The sequence below is a fragment of the Leptothoe sp. ISB3NOV94-8A genome, assembly GCF_043421595.1.
GTDB classification, from domain to species: Bacteria; Cyanobacteriota; Cyanobacteriia; order Phormidesmidales; family Phormidesmidaceae; genus Leptothoe; species Leptothoe turfae.
This window is the reverse complement of the sequence record NZ_JAXSQW010000001.1, coordinates 569,944-595,645: the sequence shown is the minus strand read 5'-3', so window position 1 is coordinate 595,645 and position 25,702 is coordinate 569,944. Positions and strand designations below refer to the sequence as shown.

Here is a 25,702-nt window from a genome sequence, read left to right as displayed (position 1 = left end):
TTAAAGTGTTACTCCGCAGGTGGATACTGTTCATTAATATATTTTTCTGCTGCTTCTAGAGATTCAAATTGTTTAGGGTATCTTTTGTGTAATATAGCGGGTAAGCGATTGCGATCTCGATCCTGATAAGCTTTTAATACTGGCGGTAAGTTCGCATTACAAATTATAGGAGGTGTGTTGCCTTCAAGCTGCTGCCTTGTTAGATTTTCAACTGTCGACAATAGGACGTTCAGCAAGATAGCATTAGTGAAGTTAGCACTGCTAAGGTTAGCATTAGCGAAGTTAGCACTGCTAAGGTTAGCATTAGTGAAGTTGGCACTGCTGAGATTGGCTCTGACAAGACTTGCGTTGTTAAGATTGGCACTATAGAGATTAGCATTTTCGAGGTCAGTACTATATAAGTCAGCACTATCGAGCTTGGCGTAGTTTAGATCAGCCCTATCAAAGTTGGCATTTGAAAGGTTAGCATTGCAAAGATTTGCCCTATCAAGGTTAGCACTAGAGAGATTAGCATCACATAGATTAACATTGGAGAGATTAGTGTATTGGAGATTAGCTCTAGAGAGTTTGACCTTGAAAAGGCTGGCTATTGAGAAATCAGCTTCTTTAAGGTTGGCTCTGTTAAGATTAGCTCTGTTAAGACTGGCTCCTCTGAGATTAGCGTTGGATAGATCAGCTCTATTAAAATAAGCTCTTTCAAGATTTGCTCTATTAAGATTTGCTCCACTGAGATTGGCTCTTTCAAGATCAACTTTAGAGAGATTAGCGTTAGAGAGATTAGCGTTAGAGAGATTAGCGTTAGAGAGATTAGCGTTAGAGAGATTAGCGTTAGAGAGATGTGGCCCAACTAACTCAGAAAATGTGCCGCTCCCCAGAGAATCCCCATAATGTATAATTTTGAGCAATCTTTCTCTATCAAAGTTTTCTGTACTTGGCTTTTCACAAGGATGAAACTGAATATCAGAAGTTAAGTAATCATTTGGGTCCACTTCACTATTAGGACGCTTGGCCGCAGCAAATGTTCTAGTTTCTATGAAGTCTGGGTAGTGCACAACTTCAACAAACCCTTTTCTCTCGAATTGTTTTGCAATAAATTCTCCATAGGAATAAAATCTCTGGATATGGGGAGTTGGAGCATTTTCTGACATGTTAAGGGATCCATTAAGTTGATCAACTGCAGCAAGCTTAAATAAAATGATTAATATATTTAACCCAACAAGCGCATTAATCTGATTGAGACTAATGGATACACTGTAGTCCTTAAGCTGTAGAAGTTTTTTCTGAGGCAAGTTCCCAGTTGGCTCCTGATTTAAAAACTCGCCTTCGCACCAACACTCATAAAAAGTATGTAGCCGCTGAAACAGCCCAACTCGATCAATCTCACTTTCACCCAGTAGTTCAAAAACATACTCCACAATTTCAACGCTAAGACCACCAAATCCTAACAGATCATAAATTTGTTCGTAAAGGGTCTGATCATTCAAACGAAAGGATTTGCTGCGCTCCAATTCAGTCCAATTTTCAAAGGCTGTAATCAGCCGTTCAGCAAACAAATACTCACTAAAACTGTTATGAGTAAACTCCACTGAGCCTCGTTTATCTCCTCCGCCAGGCCGTAGATAAAATGTCGCCAGCAAATTATTAAGAACCTTATCCTCTGACTGTTTTGTTGTTTCTTGAACAGTTTTAAGTGATGTAGCCACTGGGTTTTCACTGTCTTGAAAACGTGCTTTTAGCATTGACAGTTCAGCTACTTTATTCCCTGATTGCACCACACAGAGAGCAGCTTCTTGTAAAACTTCTCGCAAATCGTCAGAATCATCTAAACCAGAAAGTCGTAAATTTTGATCCTGACGTTGCTTTTCAAGAACCCAATTAACTGACTCTCGATATATTCGCAGCTTTGCCTGACTTTCTTGCTTAGCATCAGCGAACATCTCACTAGTTAACTGGTTTTCTCGATGCAATCGTGCCAACAAATAAATTAATAACGGCTCCCTAGCTAAATTAGCATTAATTTCTTCTGGACAATTTTTCAAAAATTTTTGAAACTGCTTTGCATCATTTTCACCAAAGATTTCTTGCCAATTGCATAACCACTGTTCCCTCAGAGAATCATCCATAGGCTGAAGCTTTACCCGGTCTAATTTTTCATCTTGGATAATGTGCTGTGCCACCCCCTGTAAAGCAAGAGACCTACCTGTAAGTAAACATTGGTGATGGCTATTCTTTTGAAAGTCTAAGACCCGTTGTAAAAGTATTTGTAAACTTCTTGCTGAACGGCCTTGAAGTAACAGCTCATCAAAACCATCTAAAATAATGAGAAACCGTATGTTTTTATCCTTGAGCCACCCTTCCCGACCAACAAACTCTACAAGTTCTAATTCAGGGCAGTCTTCCAAAGTCTTGGTCAGGTTATTTTCAATTACTCGCAAGTTCCGTAAACGTATAAACAGCGGAATATAGAAAAATGCAGAATCTTGACATACCTCAGCCGCAAACATACGGCAAAAGACAGATTTTCCCTGGCCAGCGTCCCCTTGGATAAACATTACCTTACGAGGACCAGTTTGCTCCAAAATACCTTGCGCCCAGTCATGAATATTGATAGGTCTTACGTTCTTTTCTTCACCTGATTGCTCTAGTGGTTTCACCTTAAGCGGCACATAGATATCATCAAATGTAATTGGCGGATTGCTTTCATCAAAAACCTGTTCTGTGGGCAGTGGCGCAATTTTCTCTTTTAAGTAAGCATCAATGCTGACATATCGATCCTGTTCCTGCTTTCCCCCAGTGCGGTAAAGCTTCGCCAAGGGTTCCACGCTATCCCCTGCTTCAGCTATGGCCTGATACAAATACCGAGGCGTTCCCCAACCCACATCTTCTGCTAGCTTCTGTGCCGCTGCTGCTTCTAACCCAGCCTGCTGCAGCTGTTCTGTTAATGCGCCCTCAAACTGTTCCGCCAGTTTAGACTCTCGAAACCGGCTAGTGACAATTTTTAGCTCACTAGAACTCAGCTTATCAGTCTCCAATTGAGTAATCTGCTTTTCTAACAGCTTTTGCAAAGAGACCTTGGCCAGCTTATCCGTAATCGCAGTATCGGTAACTCGCTCAAGCACAGCTTCTAAACTTTGCAAATAGGCCAGTTGCGCCACCAGTATTACAGAACTTGCAAATGTAGGCTCCGTTTTACTCAGGTTTAGATAGAGCTTCAGTAAACCAATGCCAACTGACACAAATGGTAACCCTGAAACAACCATCTGAGCATCTGGATCGCTCAATATCTTAAAAACCGGCTCTACCTTCTCAAAATAGGGTTCTAACTGATTCAGGGTATTCTTATGCTCTTCCCACTTTTCCCCCAGCTCACCTGCTGCACTAACGGCTTCAATACCTTTCTCGGTCAGTTCACCCCACGGAATCTCTTTTACATCCGTATTCAGAAACCGCCAAAACCCTTTCAGACTAGCCATCAATGATTCTTGATTAGGATGAACTGTCTAGACCATAGCTAGCTTTTTTGCGGATGGCAAAGGCATTAATAATCTGCAATGTGCCCTATTCCCTATGGAAGGCTGTGCCAACGACTCCGCTCAAGGCACATCCACAAGTGCAGGGGCTGGTCTTGTACCTGCCCTGGGATAACCTATGCTACCAATCCAAAAGCCATATCAGTAAAATTTAGCAACGTGAACCTAAAGACAAAAACACCATGCCCATAATTCGTGTTGAGATTTTGCCTGGTAGAACCGTTGAGCAAAAACGGGAACTGGTTGAGGTGTTGACTCGCGAGACCTCTCGCATTGCGGGCTGTAGTGAGCAGTCTATATATGTTGTTATTGAGGATGTGAAGAAGGAGAATTGGGGTGTCGGTGGGGAGCTATGTTCGGATAAGTTTCCTGATTAATAGAAGCGCCGGGCTTCGACTCCGCTCAGCCCTCGGATTATGACTCGACTCCGCTTAGCCTTCGGAGTATGACTCGACTCCGCTTAGCCCTCGAGTGTCGACGTTGACTGAGCGGAGTCGAAGTCAACGTTCCACAACTCCTTATTCCTGCCATAATACTAAGGTTTTACTCGACCTTTTTAGCGCACCCATGGCGACCTTCTTACTTGAAGTCGGTACTGAAGACCTCCCAGCTAGTTTTGTTAGCGATGCTCTTGAACAATGGAAAGCGAAGATTCCTGCGGAGTTGGAGGAGCAGTTGCTTAGTCCGGAGAGCATTGAGTTCTATGGCACGCCACGGCGGTTGGCATTAGTGCTGAACGGGATACCTGAGCGTCAGCCTGACCGTGAAGAGGAAGCCAAGGGTCCATCTGTGAAGGCTGCTTTTAAGGAGGGGAAACCGACTAAGGCGGCTGAGGGGTTTGCTCGCTCCCGTGGTGTCAGCATCGATGATTTTGAGATTCGTGAAACTAAAAAGGGTGAGTTTATTTTTGTCACTCAGAAAATTGCTGGGCGGGCGGCTACTGAAATTCTGGCTGAGTTGATACCTCAATGGATTCTGGGTCTAGAGGGTAAGCGGTTTATGCGTTGGGGTGATGGTGATCTGAAGTTTCCTCGTCCGGTGCGCTGGTTGGTGACGCTGATGGATGACCAGGTGCTGCCGATTACGCTGACGAATGGGTCTGAAACGTGTAATAGCGATCGCACTTCCCAAGGTCACCGTGTCCTTCATCCCGAACCGATTACGCTACAGAGCGCCAGCGGCTACGTTGACGCCATGAAGTCCATCTATGTGGATGTGGACCCTGAAGAGCGTCGCCAGAAAATTGTGGCTCAAGTGGAAGACGCGGCGAAGTCAGTCAGCGGCGAAGCTATTGTCAACCCAGGCTTGCTGGATGAGGTGATTAACCTGGTGGAGTGGCCCACTGCCGTTGTTGGCACATACGATGATGAGTTTCTAGAACTGCCCTCTGAAGTGGCCATTACTGAAATGGAAAGCCACCAGCGCTATTTTCCGCTGAAGTCGGGCGATAGCTTACTACCGAATTTCATCACGATTTCTAACGGTGACCCAGAGAAATCAGCCATTATCGCTGAGGGTAATGCTCGGGTGATTCGTGCCCGTCTTTCAGACGGGATGTTTTTCTTTAATGCAGACCGTACTCAAACCCTGGCGGACTATCTGCCTAAGTTGGAGATGGTTACCTTTGAGGAACGGCTGGGTTCCGTGCGCCAGAAGGTGGACAGAATTGTCGGGGTGGCAGGTGCGATCGCAACCCAACTCAACCTGGACGCTACCCAAACCGAGCTTGCCAATCGGGCTGCCCTGCTCTGTAAAGCCGACCTCGTCACCCAAATGGTGGGCGAGTTTCCTGAGCTGCAAGGCATCATGGGCGAAAAATATGCCCGCCACAGCCAAGAACCAGACGCCGTTGCCACGGCTATTTCTGAGCATTACCTACCCAAAGGTGCAGGGGACAGCCTGCCCCAGACTTTAACCGGTCAGGTGGTGGGCCTCGCTGACCGAATTGACACCCTGGTGAGCATTTTCAGCCTGGGCATGAAGCCAACGGGTTCCTCCGACCCATTTGCCCTGCGTCGTGCCGCTAACGCTGTTGTCCATATCATTTGGGCGGGTGAGCTGAGTCTAAACCTGAGTGCATTGCTCAAAGATGTGATTGCCAGCTTTGCTGCCGACCGTGATGGCGTCAATGCCGATGAGCTGCAGCACGAGCTAGAGGATTTCTTTGCCCAGCGTGTACATACCCTACTGCAAGACGATGAGGCCATTGACTACGACTTGGTCAATGCCGTCGTCGGTGATGGGGACCTTGACTACCGTCAGCGCATGCTGAGCAGCCTTCTCGATGCTCGCGCCCGCGCCCGTTTCCTTGAGGAAATCCGCACCAATAGCACCCTCGCCAGCGTCTACGAAACTGTAAACCGGGCGTCTAAGCTAGCCACCAAGGGCGACCTAGACACCGCTACTCTGGACCCCGCAGGTGTTGTTGATGCCAGCCTTTTCCAATCTCCTTCCGAGACAGCCTTCCACGAAAGTCTGCAACAGCTAGTGCCCCAAACCCAAGCTGCCCAGGCAGAGCGTGACTATCAAAAGTTAATTGACGGTCTTAAGAAAGCGGCTCCGGTGGTGGCTGAGTTCTTTGATGGTCCCAATAGCGTACTGGTTATGGATGATGACGCTGCCATTCGCCAAAATCGACTGAATTTGCTGAGTCTACTGCGTAACCATGCCAGGGTACTGGCGGATTTTGGGGCGATTGTTAAAGGCTAGGGAATAGGGACAGGGAGGGGAGTGATTCCCAGTGAACAGGCTTCACAGAACTAAATCTGCTTCATAAGTTTTAGGGACGCATATCCTAGTTAATGTAGGCAACGTTGAACTGTAACGCTTTAGCAGATTAGAGCAGGGCCAAAAAATTTCCTTTATTCTTTACGGCCCACTCTCTACTGCCCACTCTTCCATCTAATCTGCTACATTTACTGACTTGAGATAGCAGGGAATCAACCATGGAATCAGCCAAGCTAGGTCAGTCCGAATCGCAGCCCATTGCCTATGTCATCGGCCTAGGGCTGTCTGGCGTGGCTGCAGCCCGGTTATTGAAAAAAGAAGGTTGGCACGTTGTGGTTAGCGATCGCAACAATGGCGAACGCCAACTTGCCCAACAGGAGACATTGACCGCTGAAGGCATTGACGTCAAACTGGGTCACACATTCCCTGGCGATGATCCAATGGATCTGGCAGTCGCCAGCCCAGGTGTCCCCTGGGATGCACCTGGGCTAATGAAGGCTAGAGAAAACGGCATTATCACCATTGGTGAAATGGAGTTAGCCTGGCGGGCTCTGAGCCATTTGCCATGGCTTGGTATTACTGGCACCAATGGTAAAACGACCACCACCGAACTTGTCGCAGCCATTTTCAAAGCCGCCAAACTAAATGCCCCAGCCTGTGGCAACATTGGCTACGCGGCCTGTCAGGTTGCCCTCGATCCAGAACCTGACTGGGTACTGGCAGAACTCAGCAGTTATCAAATCGAAGCCTCCATTGGTCCTAAACCTAAAATTGGTGTTTGGACCACATTTACCCCCGACCACCTGAGCCGCCACAAAACCATTGAGAACTACTATGGGATTAAAGCTTCTCTATTAGAACGCAGCGAAAAGCGCGTTCTCAATGGTGACGATCCTTGCCTGCGAGAAACCCTGGCCAATCGTTGGGAAAATAGCTATTGGACAAGCATTGATGGTCCCAATGCCATCATGCCCTTAGTTCCCAGTACCTACATTGACCAACAAGGCTGGGTGATCCATGAAGATGAGAGAATTCTTGCTGTAGATAGCCTCAAAATGGTAGGTCGTCACAATCTGCAAAATCTTTTGATGGCTGTTGCGGCTGCCAAGCTTGCGGATATTCCCAATGAGGCCATAGCAAGTGCGATCGCAAACTTCTCTGGTGTCGCCCACCGGCTAGAATACATCACCACCTGGGAAGGTATAGATTTTATCAATGACAGCAAGGCTACCAACTACGATGCGGCAGAGGTAGGTCTCAGCTCTGTTAATAGTCCCGTCATCTTGATTGCAGGCGGTGCAGCCAAAGCAGGAGACGACACAGCTTGGCTAGAACGCATCCAGGAAAAAGTGGTTCAGGTGCTCCTCATTGGTGATGCCGCACCTCAGTTTAGCCAGCGTTTAATTGATGTCGGCTACGGTCGCTTTGAAGACGTTGGCACCATGGAAAATGCGGTGCAACGTAGTAAAGAAATTGCACTGGGCCTCAAGGCAAAAGTTGTTTTACTGTCTCCCGCTTGCGCAAGCTTTGACCAATATACAAATTTTGAAGCCCGTGGCGATGACTTCAGAAATCAATGCGAGAGATTTTTGAAATAACAGAACAACAATTTACACCCCGTGTAGGGACGTTCCATGAAACGCCCCTACACGAGATTAATTTAATCGTCTGGGTCGTTTACCTGCATCAAGGCTATAATCGCCCCTTGCGGATCTTTCACCGTTGTAAAACGCCCCGGTTCAATATCGATGGGGTCCATCAAGGCTTCTCCACCCAAACGATTCACAATTGCTAGAGATTCATCCAGGTCAACAACATTAAAATACACCGCCCAAGTCGAAGGAATCTCTGGAGGCAGCTTTGCCTTATCCATGTCAAACATGCCACAGTTATCGTGGCCCTTCACCTTAGTTGAAATGTAATTGGGTGGTTTTTCATCCACCTCAAGATCCCAGCCAAAAACAGCCTTATAAAATTCCGCTGCCTTCTCTGCCCCTCGGGTTTGCAGTTCTGTCCAACAGAAGGTGTTTACCTCGTTTACCAGACCGGCACCATAAAAGTCTTTGGCTTGCCAAAGACCCACAATGGCTCCCGTCGGGTCTTTCACCATGGCCATCCTACCTGAGTCCATAATGTCACAGATGGGCATTTCAACTGTGCCACCATGGTCTTGCCAACTTTTTACAGTTGCCTCTATATCATGGGCTGTGATGTAACTACTCCAATGGGGCGGGACCTGTTGCATATTATCGGGTCTGGCAAACAGCGCGGCTACAGGGCGCTCACCCTTGAATGCCATGGAATACACACCACCTGTGTCCACCGGCATATCTTGAAACTTCCAGGAAAACAATTCTGTGTAGAACTGTTTAGCAGCTTCCTGGTCGGTGGTCATCAAATCGACCCAGCTGAATACACCATTCTCGTAACTGTCTCTGATACCCATAAGTGTCGTCTCCGGACTCAAGACAATACAAATATACTAATCATAATTCAAGCAAGTGGCTAGGTCCCCACATTACAAAATGTAGAGGCGTTGCATGCAACGCCTCTACATTTAAGGCAACGCCTCTACTAGGGCCGATGGTGCTCATGCCAATGCTGCGCAATCTCCACCCGCCGACATACCCAGACGTCTGGGTGCTGCATCACATAGTCCAAAAATCTTCCGAGAGCAGCTGCCCGTCCCGGTCGCCCTGACAATCGACAGTGTAATCCTACACTCATCATTTTGGGTGCCGTCTCCCCTTCGACATAGAGCACATCAAACGCATCCTTGAGATACGTAAAAAACTGATCGCCCGAGTTAAACCCCTGATAGGTGGCAAACCGCATATCGTTGTTATCCAAGGTGTAAGGAATCACCAGATGGGGACGACCATAGTCCTGATTCCAGTAAGGCAGATCGTCTGCATAGCTATCAGCATCATAGAGAAAGCCCCCTGCTTCCACCACCAGACGCCGGGTATTCGGGCTCAGTCGGCCTTGATAAAAGCCTAGGGGACGGCTACCGATAACTTGAGTGTGAATTTCAATGGCTTTGCGAATATGTGCCCGTTCAGTGTCTTCGCCCACATATTGATAATCAATCCAACGATAGCCATGGCTGGCCACTTCCCAGCCTGCCTCCATCATGGCTTTGCCAGCGGTAGGATTACGCTCCAGGGCCATCGCCACCGCATAGACCGTCACCGGCAGGTTGCGCTGGGTAAACAGCCGATGCAATCGCCAAAATCCCGCACGACTGCCATACTCATACATGGATTCCATGTTGATATTGCGCACCCCTGGTAGTGGAGCTGCCCCTACGGTTTCAGATAGAAAAGCTTCAGAGGCTGGATCGCCATGCAGGATACAGTTTTCGCCTCCTTCTTCATAATTGATAACAAACTGTAGCGCTAGTCGAGCGTTATTGGGCCATTGAGGATGGGGAGGATTTTGACCATAGCCAATGAGATCACGGGGATAGCCAGCAGACATATAGCAGCAAACCTCGATAGTGAATAAAGGTTAGCCAGAATATTAGCGTAAGGAGAAAGTAGAAACGGATTCTGTATAGATTGTGTACGGAGGCAATCGGGCAACAAAGCCCATAAAGATTCCGTGGTGGTGTCCCAGATTGCATGGCAAAAGGACTATCCTATGGCAGTGTTTAGAAGCAACGCCCCGAGGAAACCCCTATGAGTACTATTACGACTGAAAAACAGCAGTATTTAACCTATTTATTGACTGATGGCGATTCCCAGGTGGCTGTAGTACCAGAGCGTGGGGGCATCGTCACTAGCTGGCAAATCCAGGGAAAAGAGGTCTTCTATCTAGATACAGAACGATTCAAAGATCCTAACCTCTCGGTGCGAGGTGGTATTCCATTACTATTTCCCATTTGCGGCAACCTGGTAGACGACACCTATACCCTTGCAGGCGAAACCTACATGCTTAAGCAGCATGGCTTTGGCCGCACATCGCCGTGGGAAGTAACCCAAAAATCCACCGATGATGGAGCTAGTTTAACCATCACGCTCAAAAGCAACGATGAGACTCGCGCTGTTTATCCTTTTGATTTCCAGTTAGACTTTATTTACACCCTTAAAGGCAATACATTGGAGCAGCGTTTCCGTCACACAAATTTGTCTGGCCAGCCCATGCCTTTTTCGACGGGCACTCACCCATATTTTGCAGTAGCCGATAAGACCAAGCTCGTCTTCGAAATCCCGTCTACCGATTATAAAATCAAGGGTGGTAGAGATGTATTTGCTTATAATGGTCGATTTGATTTTGATCAAGAAGAGATTGACTTTGCTTTCATTAATCTTGAAGGACAAACAGCCACTGTAAAAGATGGTGATACTACATTAACCATCTCCTATGACGAGAATTATTCCACCCTGGTTTTCTGGACCGTAAAAGGAAAAGATTTTTATTGTCTAGAGCCTTGGAGTGGTCCTCGCAATGCTATCAATACCGGCGACTTTTTGCTAAGTGCAGCCCCCCAAGAAACTGTGGAAACTGTTATTTCTATGACCATTAGCTAGAGGGTATCAGGAAGTTAGGGGTCAGAGTTCTAGTAGCTCACTGAACCCTGACCCCTAACTCCTAAGCCTGCAAGCTGCCATCTGACATCCATCCGAATTCATTAAACCTGATTAAAATGGACCATTCTGTAGGGGCACTCCCTTGTGGATGCCCTGCGATACCGAGCGCTATCAGTCAGGATTTTGTATGAGAGAAAATTGTAATTGGTGACAGTCGTTATCAGCAGTACTCAGCTTAATTGCCTGGTGTAATAGGAGCTAGGTGAATAGCCCGGTTAACGCTTGCTTTATGCTCAAAGGGTGTGAATGTTCTAACCATCTGTCTTGCAACTGAAGAGTATTTAAGCAACGTTTCATCTACGCTATGGAGATCCATGATATAGACCTTATTGCCTAGCTGTCGGGCAATGCGTTCCCCTTTTACCGGCTTACCCCTATTATCATTGCCGTACCAAGCTTTGCACACAAAGCCTTCGGGTGGAGGAGTGCAAGCACTACCATCGCGGTATCGAACATGTTTAAAGTCGGGTACATCTTTTAGGACATATTCGCTGAATTCATCTGTTGGTATAGGACTTTGAATAGTTGTTACATTAATTGTCCCCGTAAAATGACCATCTAATGATTTAAAAACTACTTTGTCTATGGTGTCAGATTTAATCTCTTCCACTGTGTAAGATTTGGGAATGACGACTTGATATAAGTTGTGAGGGTGATTATAAAGCGTTGAAGAATTAGATATTAGTTGTGGATTGCCTATGGGTGATTCGGTATCGGGAATTTGAGCATCACGATCCTGGGTATCGGGAATCTCAATAGTGGGGATATCAGGATTATTGATAGTTGGGTTAGAAGAGACGTTTGTGAATAGTGCGATCGCACCAACGATAACCCCAACACCTGCAATACTCCCCATTAACCACAGAAAGTTAATCGACTTAGACTGTGGTTTCTCCTCAGGAGACAATAACGGTGAGATTTGCTGAACTACAGGTGCTGGTTCAGGCTGAGGGGCTGGCGTTGGTTCAGGTGAGGGGGCAAATTTTGCCTCTATCGGCGCTACATCCACATTTTCTAACCCTAAGACCTGTTTAAACCGATCGAGTTCGCTACGGGTTATTTGGGTAATCGGTTGCTGCTTTTGAACGGCTTGAGTAAACGCAGTTTCATATTGCTGCAAACGTTGTTGATATTCCTGATAAGGATGCAGGACTTCTGCCTCAATGGTGGCCGCCTCATCAGCTGAAATGCCCAACTGCTTTTGTAAGACATTAAGGGTGGAGCGACCAATGGCTGAGATCTCACCACGGCTAGCAAACTGTTCTATTTCTTTGCGATAGCGCAGTTTAGGATCATTTATCGGTGCTTGAGCCACATGAATTTTAAACCCTTCTTCTACGATGTAGATTTTGGGCCTCATTGCTGGAGCGGCTTCTTGCACCTTGGCGCTGGCATATTCATGGAGCTCATCAATGGAGATAAACCCATCATTGTCAGTGTCGGCTGCACCAGTTTGAATGCCTTCGATAATAAATCGGGTATAAACCGATAGGGTTTCTTGATCTTGTTCAAAGGAATATTGTGTTGAAGAAGAAGACGTGAGAACGGCCCGACCTTCTCCACCTAGCTGGGTTTGCAGGTCAACCGTATCATCACTTTTAGCCTGCATCCCTTCTGCAAAGGCCCCACTAAAGCAACAGTCTAAAATAATGACTTGCCGTTTACAGCGGCTATTGTCCATGATGTCGTGGAGAAAGCTAGCTGGCACTGCCGTGGCTTTCACCAGCTCGCCCCTAGCATTTTTTCGGGTTAGACGGGTAGCAAAATACAAGCGGCCCCTATCGTCTTTAATGCCATGACCCGAAAAAAAGACTAATGCCAAGTCTTCTTTTTTTCGGCCTGAAAAAATAACTTCAACCGCTTCCTGTAACTCTAGGGGGTCAGGGTTTTCAAGGACCTGAATTTCATCAAAATTGCCCTGCTGCTCCAGGACTTGTTTCATGGCAGCAGCATCCTTAACAGCGCCAGGGAGAGGGGCCAAGCCAGCTTGATACTCACTGACACCTACAATTAAAGCGACCTTAGCCATACTTACGCTCTCTCCCTATGTGATGCTAGCCATTAGGCTGCAATGAATGCCTGAGCCTGTTGAATAGCAGCTTCTAAGTCGGCCCGATTGCTGGCACTGACCTTGAGCTTTTTACCGTTGCCTTCTACCTCCAGCTCAATAGTCTTTCCACCTAGACGGTCGCGCAGAAATTCGAAGGCTTGTTTAGCATTGGCTGCATTGACTTCAGCGGTGAGGACACCCACTAAAAAGCCACCCAAAGACTTATTCCCAATGGGTGGGCTAGGATCTTTGACGCGGGCAACGACTACATCTTCCAGCTCTCGAATTTGTGGCAAGAGCTTATCCACTTCCTCATCCCGTTCTTCGTTGTCTAGTTCGGGGTCATTAAAAATGATGGTGTACTTAACAGTGGCGTCTGACATGGGTTGGCGTGAAAATTTATTTAATTTTCTAACCCCCACTTAAGGGGTCTCAGGTTGATACACAAAGCATAGTGTGCATTCCCTATGCCCATGTGGAGCAGAGTGAATCTTTGTAGATTGTCTATTGGCTCTAGGCTTTTTTAAATTGTTTGACGGTGCTCAAGTACTGGTTCAAGAAAGGTAAGCCACCGATGGCGGGTAAGAAATAGCGAGAGGTGCACAGAACGCCTAAGGCAGCGCCAGTTGCTGCACTAAAGTAGGGCGCGTAAAGAGCAACTAAGGCGGCATCACGGGTGCCGACACCGGCAAAGGTGAGAGGCAACAAACCAGCCAAAATTGCTAAAGGCGAAAGGGCGAAACTTATCACAGGTGGTGCCCAGGCATTCAGCGCCAGGATAAAGAGCCAAATCTGCAATAGGTGCAGAAACCAAACAAAAATTGACATGCCAGCAATGCGAGTTAGCTGGGTAGGATTACCCCAAAAATAATCATGCATTTCGTCCCAGGAGTCTTGAAACGAGGCCAGCTTTTCGGCAATTTTTTTAGGGGCAATGCGGCGCATTGTGGTGAATCCTATTCTGGCAAACCTTTTGGACCCCAGCATCAAAAGACCAAAAATTAAACCGCCGAGAATGCCTGCAGTCATGGTCCAAAAGAAGGCATCTTTCTGGGGGTAAAGAATGAGGCCAAAGGCACACCACAGTAGCAGCGATAACATGTCGCAGGCTTTTTCAAAAATGACAATAGATAGAGACAGGGTACCGCTGAGATGACCTCTCTCTTTCATAAAGTAAGACTTAGCAATGTCGCCCATTTTTGAGGGTAGCACCATGTTGAGTACGCTGGCGGCCAAGATTAGTTTGTTGGCCTCCCAAATGCTGAGTTTTGCCTGTACAGGAATCAGCTGCTTTAGCCGCCAACCGGTGAAAAATGTAATGGGAATAACCATACCCAGGCTCACCACCATCCAGAAAGGATCGCACTCTCGGAAAACCTTAATGAGCTCGGGAAAATTGATCTTGTTGTACAAGATCACCAAAATGAGGGTGCTAACAAAAATAGATATAAAACGTTTCATATGATTTTTAGGTGGAGACGTTCCATGGAACGCCTGTACATTGGGAAAATCAGCCTACAATTGCCGTTCAACCTCCAGAGGCTGAGTCGACGAAAGAGAATGCACCTCATTAGTTAAATCTTTCCAGGGTTGCAGCTGACCTGACTGAAATGTACGGCTCATGACGACATAGATAGAGGTCTGGTCACTACCGATACCAGCGGTGAGAACATTGTTCCAGCCGCTGGTAGCGATAAGCTTATCTGTGAGCATCCAATGACCGTCTTGCCATTGAAACGTTCGCTGAAATCGGAATGGAGCGTCATTTTTGCCGGTAATCAGCATCTTTTGCAATAGCTTACGGATCAAATTAGGGAAAAATCGACCAACCGTTAGCATCACCACCCGCAGAATCATTAGATTTAGGGGGGTCATTTGCTTTTGTTTAGCCCAACCTAAAGGGCCTTCGATGGTGATTTGGTTCTCCTGGATGTCGTATTGATAATCGCCGACTAAATGACCAACGGCATTTTTTATCTTGCCGCTGTCTTTTACCTGTAATGAAAACTGGGTATCTGAAAGGACCAGCTTGTTATTACGGAAAAACTTAAAGGCTCCACCTTTATTTAGGGCCAGGTAAAGCTTTGTGTCGGCTCGCTGGTCGATCAGAATGCGGGCATTGGGGAACCACACGCGCCCCAGATGTGGGGGCTGCGTCGGTGGGCGAACATCGACAAAATCTTTCCAGGTCAGCAAATAATTCCAGGTGTGGTGACCAACAATGTGGTCATCGGCATAGCAAGAGCCACACCCATTTTGCAGACCTTTGAGAAAGCGGTCGTTGAGACTCAGGGCTTCAGGCATCCAGCGGCCCACTAGCTCGAAGCCATGGGGGAAATAGTTGTAGGTGTTGCGGCTGGTGTACTCACCGCCATAGGAGCCATCGGGGTGGACAAAATGGCTAGCAAGACGGACACCGTTTGCGATCGCATCCCTTAACCGCTCATCGTTGCGATCGCCCAGGTCATACACCCGAGCCAAACAAGCAATCGTCAGGGTGTGATATCCCGGATCGCAGCCCTCATACTCCTGGAACCATCCCTCAGAATCCTGCCAGGACAGCACCTGCTCCAATCGTTGCTGAATTGCCCCCTGCCATTTCTGCGTATTCAGGACCCGAGAGGCTAGCTCTAAGCATAGAACAATCAGTGCCTGGTGATTGGTCAGACGACCGCTTTCTTGGTGGTGGGCTAACCAATCAGCCCGAGTTTCAAAAAATTTGAGAGCCTGCTGATTCTCCAGTTTCAACAATCGATAGCTTTCTAAACAGGCTAGTAACGAAAACGCAGCTGCCCCACCCGCTCGCTCAAAGGGGAAATAATCATCACAGGACCCATCCGGGTGGGCACTCTTCGCCGCAAACAAAATTCCTGCTTCTACCCAGGTCTTAATATTGGGCTGCTGATAGTAAGGATTATCCGGCAGTGGCATGTCGTAGACCAATGCTAGGGGCCAGACAAACTCCTGGGACATGCCACTGGGAAAGTCAATAATCTTGTATTGCCAATAATTGCGATCAAAGCAGCCGTAGTTAGGACTGTGGGGGTTACGGTCCTGCAATGTCAGAATTTTAGGAATTTCAGCGAGGGCGGCTTTAGCAAATAAGTCTTTCATATAAGCGGGGGAATAAACATAGGGTGCGGTTGAGGCACAAAACCCAACAAGGCAAAGAAATCCAGGAGCGCAGGAGGGTGGGCACCGTCCACCAAAAAGAATAAAGCGTTACCTCATTTCTTTCTCTCGATGCTTGTTCATGTGCTCCTCAATCTCCGACCGTCGCAGACGCAGCTGAATATCCTCCAGCAGCTTCCGGTTCGCCGACATCAAATCGGCAATCAAACCAAAGATCCAGCACTGAACGCCAATTAAAATCAAGATGGCTGAAAAAATCAGACTGGGCACATGACTGCGCCCGGTTTGCTCAAACTCAGTGAGAAACAACCAGATCCAGCGAACACTCAGTAAAAAGCCTAGCCCAAAGGGAATCGCCCCCAGAATCGTAAAAAACGACAGGGGACGATAGGTGATAAAGATGCGCAGAATCGTAAATAGAGACCGCTGCACATAGGACGTAATGCTTTTAACCAGACGAGAGGGCCGCAGATAGCCGTTGGTACGAATAGGGACCGATGCAACCGCCATACCCTTTTGCCCAGCTTGAATGATGGTTTCTAGGGTATAGGTATATTCGTTAAAGACGTTAAGCTGCATGGCCGCATTGCGACTGATGGCGCGAAAGCCGCTGGGAGCATCGGCAACGGGGGTACTGCTGGCTACCCGCACAGCCCAGCTACCGAGGCGTTGCAGTATCTTTTTGATGGGCGAAAAGTGTTGGATTTCCATGATCGGACGCTCGCCAACCACAATTTCAGCCTCGCCATGGAGAATTGGCTCAATTAGCTTAGGAATATCCGCTGCACAATATTGGTTGTCAGCATCGGTATTGACAATGATGTCGGCTCCAGCTTTGAGGCAAGCATCTAAGCCGGCCATAAATCCACGGGCCAGTCCTTGGTTATGGTCAAAGTTGACAACGTGGTCCACCCCCCACTCTTTGGCGACATCCACCGTGCGGTCAACACTGCCATCGTTAATGATCAGCCATTCAACGTGATCCACACCAGGCACCTGCCGTGGCAGTTCCGACAGGGTAACCCCCAGGGTATTTTCTTCGTTGTAACAGGGAATTTGAATAATAAGTTTCATAGGAGATGCCTGTGATGCTTGCCTAGAAGGGGATTTGGCTCGATTTTAGTTTAATAGGGGGCTTTAACCCGATCTGCCAGCTGAGGCGTAGGAGTGCAATACCGATGGCTACCATGGTGGCTGCGATCGCAACTCCAACCCATATGGGAAGACCCACGGCGGGTAAAAACCACCACCATACGGCCACAATCCTTAGCAACTCAGCTTTCGTAAATTCACCACGCGGTGGCGGTTCACCGACATTGCTAATGATCTCTTGCACAGGGGTATTAAATGCATCCGTTAACTGTCGCCCAGCTGCACCCCAAATATTAAAAATCGGTGCCTGGGAAGGCTCACTCCAAAGCGACACGGTTTGCATCAGCAAATCCATACTTTGGTCGGAAACCTCAGCAAAATAACGCTGATAGTAGGTCAATAGTATGGGGGCATTGACCAAGAAACCCAACACAATCAGGCCCACTAACGGCATCCGCCAACGCTTACCCAACAGACCAACAGCGACCATCATCGCCGGAATGATGGGGACTAAGAAACGAGGCCCCCAATTCCAACCATTAAAGTCCCAGCCGCTGTGCAGCAGCCAAAAGCTAGCCACAATGCCAAATAGGGCAACAAACTCCAACTTACGACGCTGCCACAATACCCAAAAACCAACAATGGCCAAAATTGTGGGAGGGCAGTACCAAAACAAACCACCGCCGCTACCAGGACTAACTAACTGCCCCAGAGCCCGCATCAAAAAGCCGTCTCCGCCTAACTGCGAGGTGTCTTGCCCCGATGAGGTAAAACTGCCAAACCGGACATAGTTATAGGCCAGAAACAGACCAACACCGATGGCGGTGCCAAGGCAGGGGGCCAAAATGCGATCCCAGCTACAGCGTCGCAGCAAAAAATATAGGGCCAACACCGGACCCAGGAGAATGCCAGCCGGTTTAGCCGCAATGGCCAAGGCAACCAATAACCCGCTTGTCCAATGCTCCCAACGGTATTTTCCAAATGCCAGATAGAGGGCCAGGGTAATGATGAACGCTAAAAGCGGCTCAGCAAAAAACTCACGGGCATAGACCATGGCCGTGGTGCCAAAGGCATAGCCAATGACGGCGATAAAGGCCCCCCGACGCTGCCCTCCCAGTCTTAGAGTTAAGGCATAAATCAGGATAGCGGTAGCAGCTGTTAGCAAAATGTTGAGCACCAGGCCTAAACTTGCGGATGTGTACCTCACAGGCAAGTTAAACGCCTCGCCAAGGATCATGCCGAACCAAACAAAGGGCATGGCAATGATGGGCAGTAGTGGATAACGAATAGAGTAGAATTGTCCATCCGGTCCCTGGATGCCCCCTGTTCCTTCAGGAATAGAAAAGTTACCCTTTTGAATCAGGGATTGGGACATGTGCAACATATCGTTGCCATCCACCCCCCAAATACCTGGTTTGAGGAAGGCCAAATAGATCAGACTAATAGCAACAAATAAAGCAATGGTCGGACACCCAAAAAGCTGATGGTGTTTTGCTGGTGGATCCTTTACCTGGCCAGTCATATGGAAATTTAATTGGTGTTCGCGTGTTTAGAAATCAAAATAAGAACCAGCCTAAATCTTGAGGATTAAGCCAACAGCTTGCTCAAAATTCAAAACTTTCTAATACATGGTGCCCGCTGCCTCAATGGGAGACAGCAGCGGTATCCCCTTTTCTATTAAATCGGATATTAAAAGAATTGATAGGAAGAATGCAGGTGTTCTCATTCTCGCCATAGGGCAATTCCACCCAGCAGCCCCAATACGTTTGGTACAATGGCAGCATTAGGTGGCAGCTTCAGAGTGATGTGCTTGGTTTCACCACCACCGATGTAGAGGTGATCGTAGTTGAATAAGTGCCCAAGGGAATCCATGGCCTTTTGCAAGCGGCGGTTCCATTTTTCCTTACCCACTCTTTCAAGGGCAGCCCGGCCTAACTGCTCTTCATAGGATTCTGCTTTGCGAAAGCGATGGTGAGCCATTTCTAAGTTAGGCACCAGATGACCATTGACGAATAGGGCAGAGCCAAATCCAGTGCCCAGGGTAATGACTAACTCCACACCTTCCCCTGAGATTGCCCCAAAGCCTTGAATATCAGCGTCATTGGCTACTCTCACAGGGCAGTTTAATCGCTGAGTTAAGCGTTCGGCTAAGGGATAGTTAACCCATGATTTGTCCAGATTGACGGCGGTGTAGGTGATACCGTGACGCACCACACCCGGAAAACCAACGGAGGCGCGGTCAAAAGCGGGTTGGTCAGCAGCGAGTTTTGCGATCGCATCCATCACCGTCTCCGGTTTAGCTGGTGATGGGGTTTTGAGCCGTGCTCGCTCCCCCAGGGGTTGACCCGCTGCATCTAGCAGGATCACTTTAATGCCGCTGCCACCAATATCGATGGCCAATGTAACCGCTGCTTTTTGATCGGTTGCGGCTTTCTGGGTGTCAGGTTGATTGGGGGCAGGTTGCTTAGTGGTTAGCATGGAAACTCCTTGGCCAGGTTAGGTGGTAATGGCAAGTGCCTCCTATTCTGCCCCTCGATCACTCACGCCAACGCTGGGGTGGTTCGAACCGATAAATTTCTTCCAAAACTGTTACCCAGCCAGTTGCCACATCGGCCAAAATTTGCTCGCCCTTTTCCGCCGTGGCTACGGTTGCATCCCCGACAACGCCACTTTTAGAAATGTCACGGGTGGTCCAGCTAAAGGGCAGCGCACCTTCCAAGCTTAAAAGCGTTTCATGATCAGGTTTAGGTGGATATTCTTTAACGGCTCGGTCCATGTGAACCTGGTCGGGTAAAATCGCCAGCATCAAACTGGTTTCAGCATCCCCGGCGTGAATACCCTCCTGACGCTCCTGGGGGTTTAGCAGCTGGCCTACCTGGTGGGGCACTTGCCAGACAAAGTGGGGAAATACCCAAAAATCCGGCTGTCTCTGATGGATATCGCGGGCCACAATGTCCAGGACCTGGGGTTGTCCGCCATGGGAGTTAAGGAATACTAGTTTGCGAAACCCAGCACGATAAACACTCTCTGCTACATCTGTGAGCACAGCCATTAGGGTTGACGCTGATAGGGTAATGGTGCCCGGAAAACCCCAGTGCTCGTTAGATTTGCCATAGCAAAGCGGCGGCAGGCAATAGGCCGGAATCGATGGCCCTAATTGCTCCAGGGCACGGCCAATGATGGCGAGTCCCAGGGCTGTATCAACCGCTATGGGCAGGTGAGGGCCGTGTTGTTCAATGGCACCCACAGGTTGGATAATCACAACCTGCTCCTTATCAGCCATGGTGTCGATGTCTTGCCAGGTGAGGTAGGGGTAGAAGCGATGGGACGGAATAGTTTGGTTCATCATAAGCGGGGTAGAGACTGTAGAGGCATTCCATGGAACGCCTCTACAGTCAGAAATTGGAGCTCTTAATTAATTCTGTGCCCTAAGCCAATACACGTAAGCTTCTAAAAGAAAACAAAAAAAGATTGACAATATAATCTTGCCTTCTGTATATTTAAATACAGAAACGAAACGTTCATTCCTCTCCGGATTAATTGCATCTACCAGTTGCGTTTGGTCTTGATGGGAACGGAAGTAGGAAGGGTGGCCATTGACTGTTAGCCATTGACTGTCCAACTGAAGGAACGCGCCTCATCTTAACTCTCTACGCTGATTATTAAGGAGGCGAAATCCATGCAACTGTCTTACCGTGGAGTTAAATACACTGTTCCTGAGCGCAACGTCGCTGTTGAAGATGGTGATGTTGTTCGTTACCGTGGCGCATCTTATCGTGTGAAAAAGGCTGTAGGCTCTGCACATGGTCATGTACATGGTCTAAAGTATCGCGGTGCTCAGGTCCGCTAAGGTTTAGCGTTTCCCTTTCGTTACAAGGGTGCGTATAGAACAGCTATACTGTTCCATTCAATTTGTTTTGATTTCACAGGTTCCTTCTAGTTTGAAGGAGCCTTTTTTATTAGACAATTGAATATCATTCTTGCTTCTTGACCTGGGGTATTATGCTGAGAGCCATAAGTCTGTTGTGCTGTGCTCTCTTTCCTAGCAGGTTTATCAATAGGATTATTGTTTCTTTTGGTTGCCCGCCTACGTTCTGGTGCTAGGCGGAAAGCTTTGTTTGAACGTATCAGTATCCAGCCTGAGGCCCAATTTTTTTCTTACGAAGCTCAGATTGCCAGCGCCATTGCCAATCAGAGCACACTGGTGGATGAGCTACAGACTGAAGTCGATGAAAACAATCGGGTTCTACAATATGCACCGTTGGGGTATTTGAAAATCGATGAGGAAAATCGTCTGCTCTGGTGTAACGCTAAGGCCAGGCAGCTTTTAGGGATTGAGCAGACTGACTACACATCCCCCAGATTGCTCCTGGCGATCGCAAGATCCTATGAGTTGGACCACCTTGTTGAACAGACTCGTGAAAGCCAGATTGAGTGCAAAAAGGAATGGACACTCAGGTCGATTTCCCCTGATCCCGCCAATGTTTTAGAAGGACCGGTCTATCCCTTGAGCGGTTACGGCATTCCGTTAAGTCGTGGCCATGTCGGCATATTTCTGGAGAACCGCCAGGAAGCCGTCACCCTGGCACAGCAACGGGATCGCTGGACGTCAGATGTGGCCCATGAGTTAAAAACTCCGCTAACGTCAATTCGTTTGGTGGGCGAAACCCTACGCAATCGGATTGATCCCAGCCTCGTCAACTGGGCCGATAGACTATTGCGGGAAGTGAATCGTTTGAGTGCGTTAGTCGATGACATGCTGAGCCTAAGTCATATAGAACATCGCCAGCAGGAGCAATTAGAAGAAACCGACTTGGTTAAGTTACTACAGCAGGCGTGGCAAAGTTTAGAACCCCAGGCAAAACAGTGGGATAAGCATTTGGAGTACCAAGGGCCTGACCATGCGATCGTAGCCGTTAACAGCGGATTGATATATCGTATGTTGCTCAATTTATTGGACAACGCACTGAAATACAGTCCCTCGCATCAGACTATCTATGTCCATTACCAACCTTCTGATAAAGCCGGTATTCAGGGCATGTTACTCGATGTTTTTGACTGTGGTGAAGGGTTTTTAGAAAAAGATTTGACCTTTGTTTTTGATCGTTTTTATCGCGCCGATGTATCACGCACTCGTTCGGGGGATGATGCGATCTCAAAAGGCACAGGATTGGGATTATCCATTGTTCAAAAAATTGTGGAGTTTCATCAAGGCACTGTACAAGCTCGCAACCACCCTGAAACTGGAGGCGCTTGGCTACAGGTTTGGCTGCCCAAGTCTCTGAACAGGACAGATGCAGACTATTCGGTGTCTAAGTAACGTGTTCATTACGTAGAATCACTGATGTACACTAAGACAGAGCTTCAAACTTTTCTGTATTAACAGGCTTAGTTAAAGTGCTGTAACATGCACCCGAGGTTGATCTTCAAAAGAATATATTTGGTTGGGAGCATTGTCTAAGCTGTTATTGTCTAAACCCGTGTCATCCGACGAAAAACTTCAGAAGCTTCTGTCACAGTGGGGTGTGGCCTCACGACGTCAGTCGGAGTTGTTGATTTCTCAAGGGCATATCACCGTCAATGGTGTTAAGGCCCACATTGGTCAACGGGCCAATCCAGCGGTGGATGATATTCGGATTGATGGCCGTTCTCTCAAACCAGACAATCGTCCAAAGAATCACTATGTGCTGCTAAATAAGCCTCGGGGCGTAGTTTCCACCTGCGATGATCCCCAAGGTCGCAAAACGGTGATTGATTTGCTTCCCCAGGAACTACGTCAAGGCGATGTTCGTTTACATCCTGTAGGTCGTCTAGATACGGATTCTACTGGGGCACTGTTACTCACCAACCATGGCCAACTGACTCAAACCTTGACCCATCCCCGGCACCATATTTCCAAAACCTATCGGGTGAGGGTACAAGGTTCTCCCAATCAGGCCAGTTTAGACCAGTGGCGTCTTGGTGTGAATTTAGCAGGCAAAATGACCGCGCCTGCAGAGGTTAGGGTGTTGCACCCTAACGCCCCTACGTTGCTAGAGATTGTTTTGCGTGAAGGTCGTAATCGTCAGATTCGTCGTGTTGCTGAGCAATTAGGTCATCCTGTCATTAGTCTTCATCGCAGTGCCATTGGTTTTATCTGTCTAGGAGATTTACCGTTGGGGCATTGTCGTCACCTAACATCAGAAGAGACTAAGAAACTCTTGAGTCTTCTCTGATTCACCATTTCCAACAACGTATGCTTGGATCACGTCAGTGTGGTTAAATTGTTAAGAAACATTTTGAACTTATGAAACGGCAAGGCTACACGAGTAAACCGCAGCATGAGCAGTTATTGGCCATAGGGTCTATGCTACGTGATGCTCGTGTTGCAAGTGGTCAGACGCTAGACGAAGTGGCCGGTAAAGTTTTAGTTCGTTCCAGGCTGTTAATGGCCCTAGAAGAAGCTCAAACATCTGAGCTGCCTGAGCCTATTTATATTCGTGGTTTAATCCGACGCTACGCGGATGTGTTGGGTCTTGACGGTAAGGCTCTATCTCAGAACTATGTGGCAATGCCTGCCCTGAAAGGAGGGGGTCGTAACTGGTCCTATGAGTCTGTCCAGCTGCGTCCCTATCACTTGTATGCTGCCTACGTGGCCCTAATTGCAATCTCAGTCAGCGGCTTGTCATACCTCATGCAGCGTGCAATTCCGCAAAATGCCGCTGAGCCCATTGTGGATTCTGCCACTGCTGAACAGTTAGCTCCTCGACAAGCTGCGCCCACGGCACCTGCTCAAGTGTCACCTGAGCAGGCCGAGACAACGCCGGCTCCTAAAGAGCCAATTGTGGTAGATGTCGAGTTCGTTCAACAGTCTTGGGTACGCGTGACGGCTGATGGCGATGAGGCGTATGAAGGGATTTTGCAGGAGGGAGCTGAACGTTCCTGGACGGCTCAAGAGTCTCTGACTATTCGTGCCGGTAACGCAGGGGGCGTGGTTTTGACCTACAACCAAGGAACGGCCAAACCCATGGGTAAACCTGGCACCGTCGTTGAACAAACGTTTACTCCCAGCACACCGGGTGAGCTAGCCAGTTTAGTCTGGTAGTAGCATGCCCCTACTGGGTTATCCATGGTTAATCGGGTTTAATGAATTCGGATTTTATATGACAAGGCAGCGTTGCCGTTACCGTTGTTCCTTGTCCAGTCTGGCTCTCTAGCTGGATGCGGCCTTGGTGGTTAGTGATGATGGCTTTTGCGATCGCTAATCCCAACCCCGAGCCTGCTCCATCACGACGGCTGCGGGCCTTATCCACCCGATAAAACCGGTCAAACACTTGGGGCTGTAGTTCTTTTGAGATCCCAATACCAGTATCGCATACGGTTACTTTGGATGCCTCTTGGCCTTGCCATTGAGTAGTGGCTAGAGTGACGGTCACCTTCCCCTCGGGGGTGTACTGGATAGCATTGCTAATCAGGTTCGTAAATAGGCGAATCAACTGGTCGCGATCGCCAGGCATGGACACCTCAGATGGCATGGGATTATAAATCAAATCTAACCCCTGCCCCTGAGCTACGAGAGACTGTTCTTCAATCACGTCTAATAGCAGTTTATTAAGGTCCAGGTGCTCCCACTGCATCGGTATTAGCCCCCCATCCTGTCGAGCCAGAAACAGCAGGTTGTCGACTAGGCGACCCAAGCGCCGGGTCAACCGTTCTACCACCTGTAGCTGACTGTGCTGAAACTCCACATCCGGCTCAGGATCCGCCAGCGCCACCTGCACATTGGTTTGGATGACGGCAATGGGATTGCGTAGTTCGTGGGAGGCATCCGCCGTAAACTGCTTGAGCTGCTGATAGGACTGGCGTACCGGGGCCATGGCTAGCCCCGACAGGAGCCAGCCAATGGTGCCAGTGGCCACCATGACCAGCCCAGACCAAACACTGAGATCGATTACCAACTGACGGCTGGGTTTGCTCACCTCAAACCAGGGATGACTAACCCGCAAATAGCCCAGTACCTGGTTGTTGATCTGCACTCGGCGGCTAATTTGCCGGAGTACCTGATCGGTATCCTCGCCATCGTTCTGACCATTGTTTGAACGATGTCTAAGATGCACCGTTTCCCCAGCAGCATTTACCTGAAGTGGCAGGTTGCTAGGGACTGACAGGGTACTCCACTGTAGTTGACCGTTGGGGCCAAACCATTCAATGTCAATGTGGTCGTCTTCTAGGGTCTGGGCATTATCGCGAAAGCTATCTTCCACATTCACCTGTAGGGGAGCTTGCCCTTTAACACCTGCAGCGGTCAGCACCCGACCTGAGGATGGTGCTGCGGCTTCGATCACCAATGAGCGCTGCACCACCTCTACCACATGATTTAGGGTGTCATCTACCCGCTCCACCAGCGTATTGCGCACATAGAAGTACACGCCGCTGGCAAAAAGGATCAGCAGAATACCGGTGATGGCCGTGTACCACAGCGCCAAACGGCGGCGGGTGGTCTGGAACATGGGAGATTGTGTCAATGAAAAACCTCAGGATTAAAATGACAGCAGCAGGATGATTCTGTTTTAAGCCTGACAGAAAACATGCTTAACAGA

Annotated in this window: 20 protein-coding genes and 1 riboswitch; of the genes, 8 read left to right on the top strand and 12 right to left on the bottom strand. The window is 48.3% G+C overall.

The genetic code is table 11. The features are described from left to right. Nucleotides 1–8: 8 nt before the first annotated feature. Nucleotides 9–3,473, bottom strand: coding sequence for a pentapeptide repeat-containing protein (locus tag SPB21_RS02440; protein ID WP_499865319.1), 3,465 nt, complete (start codon nucleotides 3,471–3,473; stop codon nucleotides 9–11). Between the two features lie 239 nt (nucleotides 3,474–3,712). On the opposite strand from SPB21_RS02440, the gene SPB21_RS02435 reads away from it, so the two are divergent. The 3 genes from SPB21_RS02435 to murD all read left to right on the top strand — a co-directional run bounded on the left by SPB21_RS02435 (nucleotide 3,713) and on the right by murD (nucleotide 7,855). Beyond that, a complete protein-coding gene (locus SPB21_RS02435; protein WP_163697378.1) occupies nucleotides 3,713–3,907 on the top strand; it encodes a 4-oxalocrotonate tautomerase in 195 nt (64 codons plus the stop codon). Nucleotides 3,908–4,097: 190 nt separating this feature from the next. After that, on the top strand, nucleotides 4,098–6,239 hold the full coding sequence (glyS, locus tag SPB21_RS02430) for a glycine--tRNA ligase subunit beta (RefSeq protein WP_499865317.1): 2,142 nt from the start codon (nucleotides 4,098–4,100) through the stop codon (nucleotides 6,237–6,239). A gap of 236 nt (nucleotides 6,240–6,475) precedes the next feature. Continuing rightward, the gene (gene murD / locus SPB21_RS02425) at nucleotides 6,476–7,855 is read left to right on the top strand and encodes a UDP-N-acetylmuramoyl-L-alanine--D-glutamate ligase (protein ID WP_163669092.1); all 1,380 of its coding nucleotides are present in this window, start codon (nucleotides 6,476–6,478) and stop codon (nucleotides 7,853–7,855) included. A 62-nt stretch (nucleotides 7,856–7,917) separates the two neighbouring features. On the opposite strand, the gene SPB21_RS02420 is transcribed toward murD, so the two are convergent. Both SPB21_RS02420 and puuE read right to left on the bottom strand, forming a co-directional pair. Next, nucleotides 7,918–8,703: a VOC family protein gene (locus tag SPB21_RS02420; RefSeq protein WP_163697382.1), complete on the bottom strand. Its 786-nt coding sequence runs from the start codon at nucleotides 8,701–8,703 to the stop codon at nucleotides 7,918–7,920. Nucleotides 8,704–8,831: 128 nt separating this feature from the next. After that, nucleotides 8,832–9,737 carry an allantoinase PuuE gene (gene puuE / locus SPB21_RS02415; protein ID WP_499865314.1) on the bottom strand — a complete coding sequence of 302 codons (906 nt, stop codon included), beginning with the start codon at nucleotides 9,735–9,737 and terminating at the stop codon, nucleotides 8,832–8,834. A gap of 200 nt (nucleotides 9,738–9,937) precedes the next feature. Here puuE and SPB21_RS02410 point away from each other — a divergent pair, with 200 nt between their 5' ends. After that, nucleotides 9,938–10,789: an aldose epimerase family protein gene (locus SPB21_RS02410; RefSeq protein ID WP_499865312.1), complete on the top strand. Its 852-nt coding sequence runs from the start codon at nucleotides 9,938–9,940 to the stop codon at nucleotides 10,787–10,789. A 235-nt stretch (nucleotides 10,790–11,024) separates the two neighbouring features. On the opposite strand, the gene SPB21_RS02405 is transcribed toward SPB21_RS02410, so the two are convergent. The 8 genes from SPB21_RS02405 to SPB21_RS02370 form a co-directional block, all read right to left on the bottom strand. Then, nucleotides 11,025–12,878 carry a caspase, EACC1-associated type gene (locus SPB21_RS02405; RefSeq protein WP_499865311.1) on the bottom strand — a complete coding sequence of 618 codons (1,854 nt, stop codon included), beginning with the start codon at nucleotides 12,876–12,878 and terminating at the stop codon, nucleotides 11,025–11,027. 32 nt (nucleotides 12,879–12,910) lie between these two features. Further along, on the bottom strand, nucleotides 12,911–13,282 hold the full coding sequence (locus SPB21_RS02400; RefSeq protein WP_499865309.1) for a hypothetical protein: 372 nt from the start codon (nucleotides 13,280–13,282) through the stop codon (nucleotides 12,911–12,913). A 130-nt stretch (nucleotides 13,283–13,412) separates the two neighbouring features. Continuing rightward, nucleotides 13,413–14,360 carry a lysylphosphatidylglycerol synthase transmembrane domain-containing protein gene (locus SPB21_RS02395; protein WP_163699195.1) on the bottom strand — a complete coding sequence of 316 codons (948 nt, stop codon included), beginning with the start codon at nucleotides 14,358–14,360 and terminating at the stop codon, nucleotides 13,413–13,415. Nucleotides 14,361–14,414: 54 nt separating this feature from the next. Beyond that, complete coding sequence (locus SPB21_RS02390; protein ID WP_499865307.1) at nucleotides 14,415–16,013, bottom strand: hypothetical protein; 1,599 nt, start codon at nucleotides 16,011–16,013, stop codon at nucleotides 14,415–14,417. A gap of 108 nt (nucleotides 16,014–16,121) precedes the next feature. Beyond that, on the bottom strand, nucleotides 16,122–17,105 hold the full coding sequence (locus tag SPB21_RS02385; RefSeq protein WP_163669076.1) for a glycosyltransferase family 2 protein: 984 nt from the start codon (nucleotides 17,103–17,105) through the stop codon (nucleotides 16,122–16,124). Between the two features lie 22 nt (nucleotides 17,106–17,127). Next, a complete protein-coding gene (locus SPB21_RS02380; protein ID WP_163669074.1) occupies nucleotides 17,128–18,645 on the bottom strand; it encodes a glycosyltransferase family protein in 1,518 nt (505 codons plus the stop codon). 200 nt (nucleotides 18,646–18,845) lie between these two features. Beyond that, nucleotides 18,846–19,601 carry an ROK family protein gene (locus SPB21_RS02375; RefSeq protein WP_490793050.1) on the bottom strand — a complete coding sequence of 252 codons (756 nt, stop codon included), beginning with the start codon at nucleotides 19,599–19,601 and terminating at the stop codon, nucleotides 18,846–18,848. A 58-nt stretch (nucleotides 19,602–19,659) separates the two neighbouring features. Further along, nucleotides 19,660–20,469, bottom strand: coding sequence for a creatininase family protein (locus tag SPB21_RS02370; RefSeq protein ID WP_499868661.1), 810 nt, complete (start codon nucleotides 20,467–20,469; stop codon nucleotides 19,660–19,662). 170 nt (nucleotides 20,470–20,639) lie between these two features. After that, a riboswitch (Glutamine riboswitch) is annotated at nucleotides 20,640–20,760 on the top strand. Nucleotides 20,761–20,802: 42 nt separating this feature from the next. On the opposite strand from SPB21_RS02370, the gene SPB21_RS02365 reads away from it, so the two are divergent. The 4 genes from SPB21_RS02365 (at nucleotide 20,803) to SPB21_RS02350 (ending at nucleotide 24,207) form a co-directional block, all read left to right on the top strand. Beyond that, on the top strand, nucleotides 20,803–20,973 hold the full coding sequence (locus tag SPB21_RS02365; RefSeq protein ID WP_006519530.1) for a DUF4278 domain-containing protein: 171 nt from the start codon (nucleotides 20,803–20,805) through the stop codon (nucleotides 20,971–20,973). Between the two features lie 264 nt (nucleotides 20,974–21,237). After that, nucleotides 21,238–22,443, top strand: a complete 1,206-nt coding sequence (locus SPB21_RS02360; protein WP_499865305.1) for a PAS domain-containing sensor histidine kinase — start codon at nucleotides 21,238–21,240, stop codon at nucleotides 22,441–22,443. 160 nt (nucleotides 22,444–22,603) lie between these two features. Further along, a complete protein-coding gene (locus SPB21_RS02355; protein ID WP_163669068.1) occupies nucleotides 22,604–23,338 on the top strand; it encodes a pseudouridine synthase in 735 nt (244 codons plus the stop codon). Between the two features lie 71 nt (nucleotides 23,339–23,409). After that, nucleotides 23,410–24,207 (top strand): helix-turn-helix domain-containing protein, encoded by a 798-nt coding sequence (locus SPB21_RS02350; protein WP_163699185.1) that lies wholly within the window; start codon nucleotides 23,410–23,412, stop codon nucleotides 24,205–24,207. 28 nt (nucleotides 24,208–24,235) lie between these two features. Here SPB21_RS02350 and SPB21_RS02345 read toward each other — a convergent pair whose 3' ends face one another. Continuing rightward, nucleotides 24,236–25,612 (bottom strand): sensor histidine kinase, encoded by a 1,377-nt coding sequence (locus tag SPB21_RS02345; RefSeq protein ID WP_163669064.1) that lies wholly within the window; start codon nucleotides 25,610–25,612, stop codon nucleotides 24,236–24,238. Between the last annotated feature and the right edge of the window lie 90 nt (nucleotides 25,613–25,702).